10 protein-coding genes are annotated in these 17,051 nt (G+C 37.9%); 6 read left to right on the top strand and 4 right to left on the bottom strand.

Annotated elements, in window-relative coordinates:
* The first annotated feature begins 248 nt into the window (after positions 1-248).
* Positions 249-1,640 (top strand): 3-keto-disaccharide hydrolase, encoded by a 1,392-nt coding sequence (locus ABTV71_RS19570; RefSeq protein WP_121123815.1) that lies wholly within the window; start codon positions 249-251, stop codon positions 1,638-1,640.
* Positions 1,641-1,651: 11 nt separating this feature from the next.
* Positions 1,652-3,067 carry a Gfo/Idh/MocA family oxidoreductase gene (locus tag ABTV71_RS19565; protein ID WP_121123813.1) on the top strand — a complete coding sequence of 472 codons (1,416 nt, stop codon included), beginning with the start codon at positions 1,652-1,654 and terminating at the stop codon, positions 3,065-3,067.
* 550 nt (positions 3,068-3,617) lie between these two features.
* Here ABTV71_RS19565 and ABTV71_RS19560 read toward each other — a convergent pair.
* Positions 3,618-3,977, bottom strand: coding sequence for a winged helix-turn-helix transcriptional regulator (locus ABTV71_RS19560; protein ID WP_121123811.1), 360 nt, complete (start codon positions 3,975-3,977; stop codon positions 3,618-3,620).
* Between the two features lie 160 nt (positions 3,978-4,137).
* Here ABTV71_RS19560 and ABTV71_RS19555 point away from each other — a divergent pair, with 160 nt between their 5' ends.
* Positions 4,138-4,668: an NAD(P)H-dependent oxidoreductase gene (locus ABTV71_RS19555; protein ID WP_433900770.1), complete on the top strand. Its 531-nt coding sequence runs from the start codon at positions 4,138-4,140 to the stop codon at positions 4,666-4,668.
* Positions 4,669-5,165: 497 nt separating this feature from the next.
* On the opposite strand, the gene ABTV71_RS19550 is transcribed toward ABTV71_RS19555, so the two are convergent.
* The 3 genes from ABTV71_RS19550 to ABTV71_RS19540 all read right to left on the bottom strand — a co-directional run bounded on the left by ABTV71_RS19550 (position 5,166) and on the right by ABTV71_RS19540 (position 10,475).
* A complete protein-coding gene (locus tag ABTV71_RS19550) occupies positions 5,166-6,839 on the bottom strand; it encodes a M1 family metallopeptidase (RefSeq protein ID WP_433900769.1) in 1,674 nt (557 codons plus the stop codon).
* A 4-nt stretch (positions 6,840-6,843) separates the two neighbouring features.
* Complete coding sequence (locus ABTV71_RS19545) at positions 6,844-9,018, bottom strand: DPP IV N-terminal domain-containing protein (protein WP_433900768.1); 2,175 nt, start codon at positions 9,016-9,018, stop codon at positions 6,844-6,846.
* Between the two features lie 68 nt (positions 9,019-9,086).
* A complete protein-coding gene (locus ABTV71_RS19540; RefSeq protein WP_433900767.1) occupies positions 9,087-10,475 on the bottom strand; it encodes an aminopeptidase P family protein in 1,389 nt (462 codons plus the stop codon).
* A 538-nt stretch (positions 10,476-11,013) separates the two neighbouring features.
* On the opposite strand from ABTV71_RS19540, the gene ABTV71_RS19535 reads away from it, so the two are divergent.
* From ABTV71_RS19535 to ABTV71_RS19525, 3 genes are all read left to right on the top strand, one after another.
* Entirely contained in the window at positions 11,014-11,898 is an 885-nt protein-coding gene (locus ABTV71_RS19535; RefSeq protein WP_121123803.1) for an AraC family transcriptional regulator, read from the top strand.
* Between the two features lie 338 nt (positions 11,899-12,236).
* Positions 12,237-15,470 carry a SusC/RagA family TonB-linked outer membrane protein gene (locus tag ABTV71_RS19530; protein WP_121123800.1) on the top strand — a complete coding sequence of 1,078 codons (3,234 nt, stop codon included), beginning with the start codon at positions 12,237-12,239 and terminating at the stop codon, positions 15,468-15,470.
* Positions 15,471-15,513: 43 nt separating this feature from the next.
* Positions 15,514-17,025, top strand: a complete 1,512-nt coding sequence (locus tag ABTV71_RS19525; protein ID WP_433900766.1) for a SusD/RagB family nutrient-binding outer membrane lipoprotein — start codon at positions 15,514-15,516, stop codon at positions 17,023-17,025.
* Positions 17,026-17,051 lie beyond the last annotated feature (26 nt).

The following is a 17,051-nucleotide window of genomic DNA, read 5'->3' as shown; positions in this document are numbered from 1 at the left end:
ACGTTTTCGTAAATAAATCGCACAACATGGTTCATTTGACCTATATTAATTAATATATTGTTTTATTAAAGCAATTGGATAAATAACCATTAGGTAAAGGCAGCGCACCGATCTCCTGGATCGAAAGGGATTAGATTACATAATAACTTTAGTATTCCAATATGGAAAAATAGGTGCACATGATATGAGTAACAAACCAATATTCAATAAATAAACCGAGCATATGAGCTCAAGAAGTAACTATCACAATGAAGAGAAACACAATATTTAAGTCTGTCTTGATGGCAGCGATGGTTGGGAATTCAATTTTATCGCATGCGCAGATAAATAAGGATACGGAAAAAGGGTGGACAGACCTTTTTGATGGAAAAACGCTGAATGGCTGGAAATCTGTAGGCGGAAAAGCTCCTTATTCTATTGAGGGAGATGCAATCGTGGGGCGAATGACGAAAGGCACTCCCAATTCATTTTTGATTACCGAGAAAGAATATGGTGATTTCATATTGGAACTGGATGTTAAGCTCGAAGGGAGTCAAACAAATTCAGGAATCCAGACCCGAAGTCATCTAGATCCTAAAGCTAATGATGGGCGTGGTAGAGTGTACGGAAGACAAGTGGAGATAGACCCCTCATCCAGGGCTTGGACAGGTGGCATCTATGATGAGGCACGCCGTGGTTGGATCTATCCACTAGATCTCAATGAAAACGCTAAAAAGGCATATAAAGCTGAGGAATATAACCACATTAGAATCGAGGCGATTGGCGATGAGCTGCGTACTTGGATCAACGATGTACCCGTTTCCTATGTAGTGGACACAATTGACAGGACAGGCTTCATCGGGCTACAAGTACATAGTATCCCCTCAGAATTAGATGGAAAGAAGGTCTATTTCAAAAATGTTAAAATCAAAACAAGCGATCTAAAGTCAAAAGCTTTTCCGAAGGAGGTCTACATTGTAAATTTAAAACCAAATGAAGTCATTGACGCCGAAAAGAAAAAAGGAGTTAAGCTTTTATTTGACGGAAAAACAAATAATGGATGGCGCAGTATCCATGGGAATAAATTTCCTGATCGCGGCTGGGAGATTAAGGATGGGCAATTGACAGTTCTGAAATCTGATGGCGGTGAGTCTACTAATGGCGGTGATATTGTAACAAAGGATAAGTACGCCGTATTTGATCTATCTTTTGAATTTAAGCTTAGCCCCGGGGCCAATAGTGGTGTCAAGTATTTTGTAACATTAAAAGAAAAGTCCAAAGGATCGGCTATTGGTCTTGAATACCAAGTGCTTGACGATGACTTGCATCCCGATGCGAAGTTAGGAAGAGATGGTAATCGTACTTTAGCCTCTCTTTATGACCTCATCACATCAAATAAGGATGCACGTTCCCGGAGACCGATAGGCGAATGGAATAGGGGAAGAGTAGTGGTGACAGCCGACAATAAAGTTGAACACTATCTGAATGGAATTAAGATGCTGAGTTACGAAAGAGGATCGAAGGAGTTCAAGGACCTTGTTGCTATCAGTAAATATAAGGACTGGGATAACTTTGGTGAGGCAAAAGAAGGATTTATCCTATTGCAAGATCACGGGGATAGGGTTTCATTTCGCAGTATAAAGATTAATACACCAAACTAAGCTTAGAGTTTATGAACCATTATTTATCACGCAGAAGCTTTGTTAAACAATCTGTTATTGCAGCTGGTGCTGTAATGTTATCGAATAGTGTCCTGGGGAAAGTCAATCTGGCAACACCAAATGAACGCGTCAATTTAGCCTGTGTAGGTTTAGGGAATCGGGCTGCAGAGATTATAAAGGAGCTTTATAAAACCGGACTTTGTAATATTGTTGCATTATGCGATGTTGATCTGGGGGCGAAGCAAACGCAGGAAATTCTGGCAATGTTTCCTGATGCACCAAAGTTTAAAGACTTTAGAGTTATGTTTGATAAAATGGGAAATCAGATCGATGCGGTTAGTATTGGAACACCTGATTTTTCCCATTTTGCGATAACTATGTTAGCCCTCGATCTTGGAAAACATGTCTATGTGGAAAAGCCAATGGCGCGAACATTCCTCGAAGTTGAATTAATGACCAATAAAGCCAGGAGGAACTCAAAGCTTGTAACACAAATGGGAAATCAGGGACATTCCGAAGCAAATTACTTTCAATTTAAGGCTTGGAAGGAAGCTGGAATAATTAAAGATGTCACTCGGATAGACGCACATATGAACATGCCGCGGAGATGGCATGGATGGGATGTGAATATGAAAGGATTTCCTGCCGCTGAAATAATCCCGGAAACGTTGGATTGGGAACTATGGCAAATGCAAACACTAGGTCACAACTATAATAAAGATTTTGTGAATGGGCAATGGCGTTGTTGGTATGATTTTGGGATGGGAGCTCTCGGTGATTGGGGAGCACATATATTAGATACTGCGCATGAATTTTTGGACCTTGGGCTGCCAACGGAAGTCAGTGCCGTTAAACTTGAGGGACATAATTCGTATTTTTTTCCCATGTCTTCGACACTGAAATTTCATTTTCCCAAACGGAAAAGAATGCCTGCGGTTGACATTAATTGGTATGATGGGTTAAATAATTTACCACCGATACCAGATGGTTATGGAGTTTCGGGATTGGATCCGAATATTCCAGCTCCTAGTACAGGTAAATTGGAACCAGCAAAATTAAACCCCGGAAAAATTATTTATGGAAAGGATCTGACGTTCAAAGGTGGTTCTCATGCTAGTATTCTACAGATCATTCCTGAGACGAAAGCCAAGGAAATGGAATCCCGTCTTCCGGAAATTCCAAAATCTCCCTCTAATCATTTTACTAACTTCTTAAAAGCATGTAAGGGAGAAGAAAAAACAAGGTCTGCTTTTGAGATCGCCGGACCTCTGAGTCAAGTATTCTGTCTGGGAGTAATTGCCCAGCGTTTAAATGCCAAATTGGTCTTTGATCCCATAAAAAGGGAAATCAGTAACGATAAATTTGCCAATGCACTCTTGGCCGGACCTCCTCCCGCAAGAGGCTGGGAGCAATATTATAAAATGTAATCTGATCATTTTTGAACTATAAAAAAGCGAGGGATATTTAATTTATACCTCGCTTTTTGTTTATTGGGCTTTTATCGAGAAGCCAACTGGTTTACTATCATTCAACCTAAAATATGCTCCAATTTATTGTATTGGAGGAGACAAATCGAATGTATTTTGATCTATCTTGATGGAAATATAAGAGTCAATGTAAATAATTTTGTTCCTATGCCTTAGGATAGTGATGATGAGAACTGGCATCTGGCCTGACTAATGGGAGGGGAAGGGAGTTAAAAAAATGGATATAGATACAAACAAAAAAGGTTTTCAAACGGGGAGAATGAAAACCTTCAATAACCAATTATAAACCTAAATTATGATAGTACAAATATAAGTGTATTTTATACACTATGCAAATTTATTTTAAAATAAAAATATCAATATGATAATGGCTGTATCAAAAGAGGTTGGGATCAGACTTTTTGATGCTATAATAAATTAACAACAAGGTGTTTGGGGCAAGCTGAAATTCAATATTTTCGCTTACCTTTTTCAGAAATGTCAATAAAGATTAAGGAGAGAGTCCTTTTAGTTTTTCTCCCCATTTTCCAAGTTCGCTAATAATAGGGGATAATTCATGACCGATTGGGGTCAATTCATATGTTACTCGTGGCGGCACTTCTGGATATATCGTACGTTTTACAACTCCACTTTTCTCTAATTTTCGCAATTGCAACGTCAACATGCGTTCGGTAATATTTGGAAGACACTTTTTAATTTCATTGTATCGAAGACTTCCGTTGATTAGATAGCAACAGATAGCTAAAGACCATTGACCACCAATAATATGAGCAGCAAATACTTCAGGACACTCATTTGCTAACATTTGCCTGTTGGCGAAATTACTGGAACTTTCTTTGATTTTTGTCATCACCTACATTTTTTATAGTACCGAACATTGGGTTACCACTGTACCAAAATAAGAAATATCTATCTATTTTTAATCCCAGCTAGCAACGCCAATGAAACTATTACAGTTATCAGATGGCGCGTGGTAAATAGTATATAAAACTTTTGAATAACTAGATATAATGAAAACGTTAGTAATGATAATTCACCCAAATATAAATGAATCAATCGTTAATAAAAGGTGGATTGAAGAATTGAAAAAATACCCAGAAAACTATGAAATTCATCAATTGCATGAGAAGTACCCTGATGAAAAAATAGATGTAAAGGAGGAACAACAATTGATTGAAAAGTATGATAAAATTGTATTTCAGTTTCCTTTTTATTGGTTTAATTGCCCCCCGTTTTTTAAAAAGTGGCTGGATGAGGTGTTGACATACGGTTGGGCCTATGGAAAGTCAAGTGGTTATAAGTTAGCGGGCAAGAGAATTGCATTGGCATTGTCTGTTGGGGTTGATGAAAAAGAGTATTCCACTACAGGCAAGTACAAATATAACTTGGATCAATTGACTAGTCCATTTGAAATCACCTTTAATTATATTCACGCGAATTATAGACCATTTTTTGCATATTATGGCATTGAACAAAATACTTCGGAAGAATGGGTCGAACGGAGTGTTCCGCTGTATCTTGATTTTTTAGAACAGCTGTAGGCGCGTCTGGTATTTCGACCGCTATACCATTCACTAATTTGGAAATGATGATCCAGAAACTTAAAGTACGAAATTCGATGGCTATTAGATTATAATCGCTTAATGAAGAATGATCTGAAGAGAATTTATCATTTTCAATCAATCTTAATCGCGCTAAATTTTATTTATCCTGGTAAGAGGTAAGGACAAAAAAAAAGGTTTTCAAACGGGGAGAATGAAAACCTTAAATAACCAATTATAAACCTAAATTATGATAGTTCAAAGATAGTGTATTTTATACACACTTGCAAGTTTTTTTTAATTTTATTTTCTTCTGTCTCTCTGATCTAAGACAAAGCAAAAAGGGAGAGTATTAGTTCAGAGTTGATTAATTCATAAGAAGACCAAGGGACTTATTGTATATAGATTGGTGTTAAGAAAATTAACGTATAAACACTGTGCTCCAAAAATAGCTATATACTTTTGTTAGAGCACAGTGTCAGATCCTTGAAGAAACATTACTCTGATAAAACCCCGACATAATAATTGAACGTGTCTATATCAATATTTTCTTTATTTAATCCCGGAATTTTAATTGCTCTAAAATGCTGATCTAAATGGACCAATTGTCTGTTTTTACCCTTTATTCCAATATGTATTGGCATATGAAACCCTTTGACTTCGCTAATCCATCTTCCCAGTATTGCTCCGGAAGCATCCTGTTGGATCTCTAATGTCGGGATAGATGCATGCTGAACATACTGTTCAAATACTTTTGATAGATCCAAACCAGTTTGCTGACTTAAATAACGGACAATATCATTGTAATCAACCTGTTGATGGTAAAAATTGCTGTTCAAGCCTCGTAATAAGGTGCGCCACTTATCATCATTAGCTATCATCGTACGGATCATGTTGAGCATAACACCGCCCTTGGGATACATATCACCGGAACCTTCTTTGTTTACGTGATACGGTCCCTGCATGGGGATATCATTTTGAATGCCACGTCGAATGCCGTGGACATAAGCTTGACTAGCTTCTTTACCATAAAAGTAATCAATGAACAAGGCTTCAGAATAGTTGGTGAAGCTTTCGTGGATCCACATATCAGCGAGATCAGCAGCGGTGATGTTGTTGCCGAACCATTCGTGGCCCGATTCGTGTACGACAATGAAATCCCATTTTTTCCCCCAACCTGTTCCCGAAGCATCGTTTCCACGATATCCATTCTGATAATGATTGCCATAGGCAATAGCACTTTGATGTTCCATACCCGTATGATACGTTTCGACCAGTTTGTAACCATCTGCATAAAAAGGATATGGACCAAACCAATGCTCAAATGCTTCTAACGTCTGTCTGGCATTTTTTTGAAGATGAGACTTTTTTTCTGTTTTATCATTCTCTCGCAAGATATAGTAGTCGACATCCAAAGGACCTTTTTCACCTTTGTATTTTTCTTGAAAATGAATATAGTCTCCAATATTGATGGCTACATTGTAGTTGTTGATCGGATTGGCAACTTTCCAATGGTATTTGTTGTATCCGTCCTTCATTTTTTCCACTTTTACCAATCGCCCATTAGATACGTTCATTACTTCTTTTGGGACAGCGATCGAAATCATCATACTGTCGACTTCATCGTATTGATGGTCTTTATTAGGCCACCAGACGCTAGCGCCCATACCTTGGCAGGCTGTAGCCACCCAAGGTTTACCATTGCTGTCTTTTTTCCAGTCAAAGCCACCGTCCCAGGGAGCGCGTGCTGCCTCTGTGGGATGACCTTCATAATACACTGTGAATTCACTTTGCGCACCTTTGGTGATTTTAGTAGGAAAGTTCAAAAAAACAGCGTTGTATTCTCTTGTAAATGAGAGCTCTTTCCCTTGATAGATAACCTTATTAATTTTAAGATTGGCAAACAGATCGAATTGTAAACGTTCAAAATCTTCTGTGGCCTTAAAGCGGAATAAGTTTGAACCTGAAATGAATTTATTGTCTACATCTACTTTCACGTCCAAATGATAATATTGGATATCGTAGCAAGTGCGCAATGGTGTGAGATATCCCCGCAATGAATCCGCTCGCGTGAATTCATTTTTTTCTTTCATCAGTTGCGCGTTGGATTGCTGGTAGCCTGCGACCAAAATACCATAGGTACCTAGCGCATATAATAGTGTTCTTTTCATTCGCTTATCTTCCGCCTGGAGGGCAATGTAGTTTTAAATAATTCGTAAATAACGTTCTTAGGTGTTCGTGAGTCCCTTCTCCTTCACTAATGGAATGACTACGGTTAGGATAGGACATTAACTGAAATTGTACATTATTTTTTATGAATTCGTCTATAAGAACTTCCGCATTCTGATAATGAACATTATCGTCTCCGGTGCCGTGTATATACAGTAGATTTCCTTTAATATTTTTGGCATACTTCAATGGTGACCCATTTTCAAAATCTGCTAGATTTTCTTGTGGAAGTCCCATATAACGTTCTTGATAAACATTATCATAAAGTAGTTGATTGGCAACAGCGGCTATTGCAATACCTGTTTTATAGATTTGTGGGTATTGTCCAAGCAAATTGAGTGTACTCGAACCACCTCCGCTCCATCCCCAGACTGCGATGCGCGAATTATCTACAAAAGACCATTTTAATATTTCCTGTGTGGCTAATGCTTGATCACGAATATTGAGCTGACCGATTTTACGGTAGATACTTTTGCGCCATAGGCTACCTTTAGGAGCAGGTGTGCCCCGGTTATCCAAAGAAATATAAACGTATCCGTCCTGGGCCATATTTCCTTTATACAAGCTGTTATAACCTGCGCTAAAGTTGTCGATTACAGTTTGTGAAGCAGGTTCACCATATACCATAAAGACTACTGGATACTTTTTATTCGGATCGAAATCCAGCGGTTTGACCATCCAGCCATCTAGTTCGACACCTTCAGTAGTCTTAACTTTGAAAAATTCGGCTATGCCATCACTGACTTTCTTTTCACGTTTAACCTCAAAATCCACTACTGTCCGGTGTGTAGGGAGCTCGATAATAGCATCTTGCTTGAGCTCGGCACGGTTGCTAAAGCTGAAGATAGCAATCTTGCCATCTTTCGAAATATCATAATCGCAAGTTCCCTCAAACGATGCAGGTGTGAGCCTTTTTGGAGAGCCACCTTTAGTAGAGACACTATACAGATATTTTTGAGTCGCATTGCTGGGAGAAGCAGTGAAATAGATTATTTCTCCTTTTGGATCTAGAAAATCAAGATTGATAATGTCATAATCCGCTTTCGTAATGAGCTTTTCATTTCCTTTTAAGTCAATTTGATAGATTTTTCGCCAGCCCTCTTTTTCCGATACCCATATAAATGCTTTTCCATCCTGTATCCAGTCCCAGCCCGAAGGATCATTATTATTCCATCTTGCCTTGATGTCAATCCAGGAATCGCTCGTTTCGCGATGTATTGCTTGAGCTTCATGAGTAGCAATGGAAGCTGTGTAGATCTTACTTTCATTTTGTTTCCTATTGAGTTGCTGAAAAATAAGCTGTTTGCTGTCCATACACCATTCCATACGTGGAATATAATGCTGTTCAGGATCTCCCGGAATGTTTATGCGGCTATTCTTTCCGCTAGCAAGTTCATAAGTCCATATGGAACAAGCGCTTGGAGACTGTCCTACTTTCGGATATTCTACAGGAATGGTAAAAGAGTAGAGACTATCCGTATTATTAATCATTAGAAAATTACGGATACTGTTTGCGTCAAGTTTCCAGTAGGCGATAGAGAGACCATCAGGCGACCATCTAAAACCATCTTTGCAACCAAACTCTTCCTCATAAACCCAATCGAAAGTTCCATTGATCATACGGTCTGTCCCATCCTCCGTTACGGCGTTTATATTTCCATTCGTTAAATCCTCCACATAAATATTATGGTCTGTTTTGTTAACATAAGCCACTTTATTGGCTTGAGGATTAAATTTGGCAAACATCAGTTGGGATGATGGAAATTGACGGCCTATTTGCTTCAATTGATTGGATTTCTTGTTGTACACCCAATAATCGCCTCTTGTATTTTCTCGCCAAACCTTTTTGCTATTGGTATAGATTAAAATTAGTTCCCTATTCTTGGATATCGAAAAATTCTCGACTTTTAATGCTGTTTTCATTCCCTGAGGAACAAGTAATTCATGAGATAAAAAGATTGTTCTGGAACCGTTTTTTGGATTGACGGTTTCTATTCCTTTATCCGAAAATTCATAATATTGATCACCATTTTCCATCCAGAGTCTCTGAGCAAAGAGTGGATTGGATACGTAGAGAACTAATAACAGATTGACTATAATAAAATGTCTAATTCGATTCATTTGTTTATGATGTTTTGTAAGTCAAATATTCAACGCACAGGGGTTTGCCATTTTGGCTCCCGGTATCCCTAATTGGGAGCACTGTCTTTAAGCTGATAGATTTCATTTACCTCCCGTTCAAGGTATTTTCCCAAACGCCTTGCCCCATTTTCCTGCATGATATAATTATCTTCGATACGGATACCGCCAAATTTGAGGTGTTTTTTCAGAAAATCATAATTAACAAAATCCTTGTGTAGATTTTGCTGCTCCCAAAGCTGTGTGAGCTCGGGGATGAGATAGATGCCCGGTTCAACGGTAAGTGCGTTGCCCACTTCTAACTGCTTGCCTAGTCGCAGGGATTTAAGACCAAAAGTCTTGGTGTCTTTAGGTTCGGTTTCGGTATAGCCTACATATTGTTCACCGAGATCCTCCATATCATGTACATCCAAACCGATGAGGTGGCCGAGTCCACATTGAAAGAATAAAGCATGTGCATGGTTAACTACTGCATCTTGCACGTTACCTTTCATAAATCCAACTTGTATCAGGCCCTCGACAAGTGCTTCACAGGCTTTTAAGTGGATATCTTTAAAGCGAGCTCCAACAGTTAATAAGCGTTCGGCAGATTTAAAAGCATGTAAAACGATCTGATAAATTTCCTCCTGTAAAGATGTGAAGCGTCTGCCTACGGGAAAGGTACGCGTTAGGTCGGAGGCATATCCCAGTGATGTTTCAACACCCGAGTCGTTTAACAAAAGGTCTCCCTCGTGAACTTGATGAAATTGCATGTGGTTATGCAATATTTCACCTCGTTTGGTAACGATCGGAGGATAGGAAAAAGACATGCCCTGATCTTGTGCGAAATGCTGCATGGCATTGCTGATCTGATACTCATAACGGCCTGGTCTGGTCATCTGAATGGCAAGACGGTGCATATCCACAGCGACGTCCACAGCTTTCTCTAATTCAACAATTTCCTCCGCTGATTTAATACTGCGTTGTGCGGCTACGGTCTGAATTAAAACGATAGATGGTTGAAGCTGTTCAACCGGACAATTAAGCAATTTTCCAAGCAATAATTTGTTGTGTGATTGATAGGGCGGGAGGTAATGGATCAAATTTTTCTCCCCTTTTTTTAGATAGTCAAAGAGTTGCTCAAAAGGAAGTACCTTATGGATGCCTGAAAGGGTAGCTTTTTCCGCCAGAGTCTGCTGTTGTCCCATCCAGACAATTTCATCGATGGTCATTTCGTTACCAAATAGTATTGTCTCTCCTTGGTCAATATCGATCACAGCGGCCAATTGAGGACTTTTTATACCGATATAATATAAAAAACTGCTATCTTGACGAAAAGGGTAAGTATTGTGTTCAAAATTGATCGGATTTTCAATGTTTCCCAACAACAAAACTTTACCTGAAGTAAATTTTGTCGTGAGTTCGTTCCTGCGGGTAGTATAGATATTTGTGTTAAACATAAATTTTTGAAAATTAAGAGCGGCAATAGAGCCGTTATCTGATGAAAATATCAAAACTAATTTTTATTCTGTTGTGTGTTAGCGTTTAGTTGAGATTAAATGGTGTCATTCATATTATAATATGCTGGCTAATATCGTTAAAAATTTATCTCTTGATTCGCGAAATAAGCGTCGTCAATAAATTGTTTATACGCTTGATACTTTTATGCTGTTACAATTGCTTACTACAAGTGATTTATGCATCAAAACAAAATAATATTGGTATTAAATAAAGTTCGAAGTTTATATTGAATATTAATTATCACAATTTATCAAAGTCTAATTGTATTTTAACCATGTTTTTTAAAATATTAGGGTATTTTATGTGATTTTATGCCTTACCGATTGCATAATCAGTAAATATGCTAAATATTATCCCTTTATATACATATTTTGTTTTTGTTTTTACATCTGTTGCGAACGATATCTTTACTTGTTTCGTAGTTGTTATATTTATGTTAACTAAACAGTAGTTTTGAACATAAACTTATGAAATCCTATGAAAACGCTCCAATTTAATGTGCCCAGTATGCAGGGCCAAAGCCTAACTGTACAAGAAGATATTTTAGAAACTTTTTATCCGCATCTTCACAGGCACCAAGAAGCACAGCTTATGTGGATAGTAAAAGGAAAGGGAATATTGATTGTTGAAGATACGTTGCACCCTTTTAAGGAAAATGATATTTTCTTCTTGGGGGCAAATCAACCACATGTATTTAAGTCGTCTTCTCAGGATGGTTTTTCAAATGAATCTCGCTCTATATCTATTTTTTTTGATCCAAATGGCAAGCTCAAGTTAATGTTTTCTTTGGAGGAATTTGAATCGCTAAATCATTTTATTTACAATAATTCATGTGGTTTTAAAATTCCAGATGAATATTTTACGCAAATTTCAGAAAGAATTTTACAATTGAAATCTTCAGATCAGATGGATAAACTGATGCATTTTTTCTATCTTTTGCGATCTTTGGCGACTATATCAAGGGAAACGGATCCGCTTTGTTCAGAAAGAGGAGAGGCGGTATCTGATACAGTTCATAGCTCAAATCGAATTAATCTAATCTGTAATTATATCAAAGAAAACCATAAACATGACCTTAGCCTAGAAGATGTTGCCGATTACGCCAATCTTACGCCTCAGGCATTTTGTCGGTATTTTAAAAAACATTGTGGTGTTACTTTTGTCGCATATTTAAATCGAATACGAGTTAAAGAGGTTTGTAGTCAATTGAATGAAGATCATCTAGACAGTGTTTCGTTAATCGCGTACAATTGCGGATTCAATAGTATTACCAATTTTAACCGCGTATTTAAACAGATTATAGGTTGTAACCCCAAAGAATATGTTCAAAACTATAAACAGACACTTTACTCCGTTATATAAATATAAGAACCTTTCAATGTGGATTTTTTTCTAATATTTCTTCTTTGGATGTCAAATATGAGATGATTTTTTTGCTTTATCTTGTTTTTGTTTTAAATTTTCGTTTTTTATTTTGGTTTTTCTTGTTGTTTCTTAGGATATGATGGAAAATTAAGCATGTATATGTTTTTATTTGTGCTGTTTCGGTGTTGTATCTTGATATTTATTGATTTTATTTAACATTTGTGGTTAATAATCGGGTAATACTTGTCAAGATTCGGTTAGTAAAGAGGATGAGAGGTTGATAACTTAGTTCATAATAAAAAAGCACTATAAACTAAACATCTGAAACTAAACTTATGAACAGAAAAAGCATTGCTATGCTAGCCGCTACGGTCTTAGTAAGCTCGGCAGTATATGCGCAAACAGTTTTGAAAGGGAAGGTGGTCGACCAAGACGGGAAACCTATCCCTGGAGTTACAATCACTCTTAGAGATGGAACCGGTACACAGACCGGGCAAAATGGAGAATTTACGATAAACTACAAACAGGCAGGACAACTAAGTGTTTCGGCTATTGGTTATGGTCGTAAGGAAGTTAATCTGACCAATCAGACCACGCTAGAAGTTACTCTATTGTCCGATGAAAGAAATTTGGATGAGGTAGTTGTAACTGCCATGGGCATTACTAGAGAAAAAAAATCTTTAGGTTATGCTACTCAAGAAATTAAAGCGAGTGCGTTAACTGATGCGGGACAGCATAGTTTAACGGGGGCTTTGGCAGGTAAAGCAGCGGGAGTGCAGGTCAATCAATTTGGTGGTGCAATAGGTTCTTCGGCTCGTATTTCAATTCGAGGCAATTCCTCATTACAAAAAGATCAGCAACCATTGATTGTTGTAGATGGTATCCCAATTACAAATGATGCACAACGTTCGGGTGATAATACCTACACAGGGGTTGATTATGGGTCGGGCTTGAATGACATTAACCCGGATGACATTGAAAGTTTTAATATCTTGAAAGGTGGAGCTGCGGCTCTATACGGTATGCGAGCAGGGGCCGGTGTTATTATGATTACCACAAAATCCGGCAAACGGGCTGCCAATGGGGTACAAATTTCCTATGATGGTAATTTTTCTATTGATAGAGCTGCCAATTTACCAAAGTATCAAAATTTATACGGTCAAGGGTCCAGAGGAGATGAGTATAGTTATAATACCTTAGGCGGAGGAGAGTCGTATCAGGATTATGTTGTTAAAAATTCTTTTAGTTATGTCGACGGAACAGGAGAATTTGGTGTCAATGATAATATTGATGAATCTTGGGGGCCAAGAATGGATATTGGGTTAATGATTCCACAATTTAATAGCCCTGTAGTGAACGGTGTACGCCAGGCGACTCCATGGAATTCCCATAAAAATAATGTGAAGCAATTTTTTCAGACAGGCTTTTCTCAAAATCATAATATTTCTTTACTTTCTAAAACAGATAAATCTTCTACCCGGGCCTCCATTTCCTTTAGAGATCAGCGCGGAACGGTACCCAATACGGATCAAAAGAAATATACAGCCCAATTAAATAATGAATATAAGTTAAGCGATAAAGTTTCTTATGACATTATGAGTAATTTCACACGTACTGAAAGTAATAATCTCGTAATGCAAGGTTACGATAGTGCTAATCCGATGAATGGATTGATCTGGTTCGGTCGTCAGGTAGATATGCAAGATCTGAAAAATAATTGGGATCAACGTGATGAGGTCGGAAATTATACCTATTACAACTGGAATTCCGCCTATCATATGAATCCATTCTATACCATGCATGAGTCTCAAAATGCTCTTAAAATGAATCGTATATTTGGGAAAACTTCATTGCATTATCAACCTTTTGATTTCTTGAGATTTGAAGGTCGGGTGGGATTGGATTATTATAATACACATACTTTCGAGACAACCTATTTTAATTTCGACAATAAAAATGGAAAATTCGATGAAATGAAGAATAGTAATTCTGAATTCAATGCAGATTTTATCGCAAACTTCAATAAGCAATTTGGAGACCTGAGCTTGACAGGGATTTTGGGTGCTAATTATCGGGATTACCAGTTTGAAACAAACACGTTGGGAGCGAGAGGGTTGAACGTACTAGGAGTCTATACGATCAGTAATAAAATTGGGGATGCTTATACTTTAATGGATCATTCTAAAGGTCGATCAAACTCTGTCTATGCACAAGCCAATTTAGGTTGGCGAGACCAGTTATATTTAGATTTAACCGCACGGAATGATTGGTCTTCAACACTGAAAAAATCATTTTTCTATCCTTCAGCAAGTTTAAGTTGGTTGCCTACGGCTAGTTTTGAAGGATTAAAAAGTGATTACCTGAATTTTTGGAAATTGAGGTTCAACATTGTGAAGGTAGGTAATGCAACGCGTCCATATCAAAACGGAAATTATTACTATGCACAGACAGATTCCTATAATAATTTAGCTCAGATGTATAAGAGTATGACTTATGCGATTGAAGGCTTAGAACCCGAAGCAATTACTTCATACGAAGTCGGAACTGAGTTAGGTTTATTCAAAGATCGTTTACATGTGGATTTTACCTACTATAACAAAACTAACAAAAAACAATTGCTTCAGGTGGCAACATCTAATGTGGTTGGTTTTAGTTCTATCTTCCTGAACGCCGGTGAGATCAAAAGCAAAGGGGTTGAATTGCAGTTAAGAGGGGATATCCTAAAAAGAGAAGATGGACTAAATTGGACAACAACAGTTAACTTCTCGAGGGATAAAAATAAAGTTGTTGAACTTTATCCACAATTGGATTTAAAAGATTACAGGCTTGGCTGGACTTGGGGTATTTCCAATATGGCATCTGTGGGTAAACCTTGGGGAACTTTAGTTGGCTCTGGTTTTGATCGTGTAGAAAAAGGTCCAATGAAGGGGGCAATAAAAGTAGGTAATAATGGATTGGTTTCTACCCCATTGGACGGTCAGGATATTGGTCAAGCTGTCCCTGATTTCTTAGCCTCTATGCGCAACGACTTTACCATCAAGGATTTCAGATTTGGATTTATGCTCGACTTTCGAAAAGGTGGCGATGTGTGGTCGCAAACAATGTCCCATGGTTACACGACAGGTATTGCTGAAATTACAGCCGCGAATGGCATCCGTGAACGCGCAATTGTGGCAGGTAGAGATGTAATGACGAATGAAAGATTCGCGATGTCGGACGGAAAAGATGGCTGGGTTGAAAATACGATTGAAACTAGTGCTCAAGATTGGTACGAAAACGGTGGAATCGCTGAAATGTATGTTTTTGATGGTTCTTTTTTGAAATTGAGAGAAGCTTATATATCATATAACTTACCTAAACATCTCTATAGTAAAATAAAAGGAATTAAGCGTGCCAATATTTCTGTTACGGGAACGAACTTAGCTATGTTGTGGGTGCATAAGTCTAATACGATGCGTCTAGATCCAGAAGCAGGTGGTGTTTCGAGTGATTCAAGAGGAGTAGGATTTGAACAGGCGACCGTCCCTAATTCAAGAAGTATAGGTCTTAAACTTGGTTTTACATTTTAATTTCTTTATTAGGTTAAAACGTAATAAAAATAATTTTATAATTATGAATACTTTTATTAAAAAACTTAAATATACACCAGTTCTAGCTGCACTTTTAGTATCGGGATGTACTAAAAATTTTGAAAAAATTAATACCGATCCAGATGCATTGTCAGATGTTCCGCCCCAAAACATGTTGGTAAATGTCATGCGGTATGCCGGAGACCAATTCGGTGGCGATGTTGACGGATATGGAACATTTGCAGGTTATATTGTTAAAATTCAATATCCAGATAATTTGGGCGGATTAATTCCTTCGAATAATACCTATGGTAATCGATGGGCTGCTTGTTACTACAATATCACCCAAATGAAGGATTTATTGAAAAAAACAGAGGCTACAGCAGAGAGTTACAAAAATATTCGGCTTGTTGCCAGGATATGGAATAATTATATGTGGTCCTATTTATTGGATGGCTGGGGGGATATTCCTTATTCAGAGGCGTTTAAAGGACGTCCAGAGGACGGCTCCATCTTGAAAGCGAAATATGATAAACAGGAAGACATTTTCCCTGCTGTATTGGCCGACCTTAAATCAATTGCTGATGAAATGGCGGCGGGTATAGGTACAGATGAAATGGGGGATTATGATGTTATCTATGGAAAAACCAATAGTGGAAGTGCAGATATAAAAGAGCAAATGTTAAGGTGGCAAAAATTCTGTAATGCGCTGCGCTTACGGATGGCAATGCGAATTTCTTCTGTTGCGCCGGCATTGGCAAAATCTACTATTGAGGAAATTGCGGGCAATAAAGAGAAATATCCTATTATTGAGACAAACGCAGAAAACTGCCAGATGTTTTTCCCTGGTACTTTACCCTATATGGAACCTTGGTATGAATCAGGTATCAACGGTAATCGAATCAATAATTGGGGAATGTTTGATATTTTTATTGATCATTTAGTTGAGACCAAAGATCCAAGGATTGCTTCGATCGCTCGGAAAAATAATGAAGGTAAGTATGTTGGATTTGTAAATGGTTCATTGACAAATCCGTCTCCTTCAACCTCGATTTCTTGGATTGGCGATCATTATATTAATGATCCCGCTGGAGCGGTACCTTTCTATAGGGCTTGTGAAACCTATTACTTGTTAGCTGAAGCAGCTTTATCCGGATACAATGTTGGTATTTCAGCAAAAACGGCTTATGAAACAGCGGTTACATTGTCCATGCAAGATAATAATATCGCAGCAGATGAAATAGCGGCTTATCTCGCTGATGCAGGTAAATTTGATAATACTAAAAACCGTATTTATTGGGATATGTGGGTAGCGTTGTTTAAAGAAAATTTTGAAGCATGGAGCTTATATAGGAGAACCGGTATACCAACTACAAACTATCCTTCGAAAATTCAAAAATTCAAAAAAGTACACACCGATCAACCGTGGCGTTTGCCGTATCCGAATAATGAGTATTTGTATAATACAGAGAATGTTAACGCAGCTGCAGCTGGAACGGTGGATTACAATTGGGGTAAGCGACTATGGTGGGCTAAAGATAATGGTAAAGAATAGTTTCATATGTTTATTTTTACGCAGCG

The organism is Sphingobacterium puteale (assembly GCF_050986225.1).
Classification (GTDB): Bacteria; Bacteroidota; Bacteroidia; order Sphingobacteriales; family Sphingobacteriaceae; genus Sphingobacterium; species Sphingobacterium puteale.
Note: the sequence above shows the minus strand (reverse complement) of the source record. Positions and strands in the feature narration are given on the sequence as shown.

Bases quoted from the DNA above. Each gene is read 5' to 3' on its own strand.
- ABTV71_RS19570 (WP_121123815.1), top strand. From the start codon at position 249: ATGAAGAGAAACACAATATTTAAGTCTGTCTTGATGGCAGCGATGGTT.
- ABTV71_RS19565 (WP_121123813.1), top strand. From the start codon at position 1,652: ATGAACCATTATTTATCACGCAGAAGCTTTGTTAAACAATCTGTTATT.
- ABTV71_RS19560 (WP_121123811.1), bottom strand. From the start codon at position 3,977: ATGACAAAAATCAAAGAAAGTTCCAGTAATTTCGCCAACAGGCAAATG.
- ABTV71_RS19555 (WP_433900770.1), top strand. From the start codon at position 4,138: ATGAAAACGTTAGTAATGATAATTCACCCAAATATAAATGAATCAATC.
- ABTV71_RS19550 (WP_433900769.1), bottom strand. From the start codon at position 6,839: ATGAAAAGAACACTATTATATGCGCTAGGTACCTATGGTATTTTGGTC.
- ABTV71_RS19545 (WP_433900768.1), bottom strand. From the start codon at position 9,018: ATGAATCGAATTAGACATTTTATTATAGTCAATCTGTTATTAGTTCTC.
- ABTV71_RS19540 (WP_433900767.1), bottom strand. From the start codon at position 10,475: ATGTTTAACACAAATATCTATACTACCCGCAGGAACGAACTCACGACA.
- ABTV71_RS19535 (WP_121123803.1), top strand. From the start codon at position 11,014: ATGAAAACGCTCCAATTTAATGTGCCCAGTATGCAGGGCCAAAGCCTA.
- ABTV71_RS19530 (WP_121123800.1), top strand. From the start codon at position 12,237: ATGAACAGAAAAAGCATTGCTATGCTAGCCGCTACGGTCTTAGTAAGC.
- ABTV71_RS19525 (WP_433900766.1), top strand. From the start codon at position 15,514: ATGAATACTTTTATTAAAAAACTTAAATATACACCAGTTCTAGCTGCA.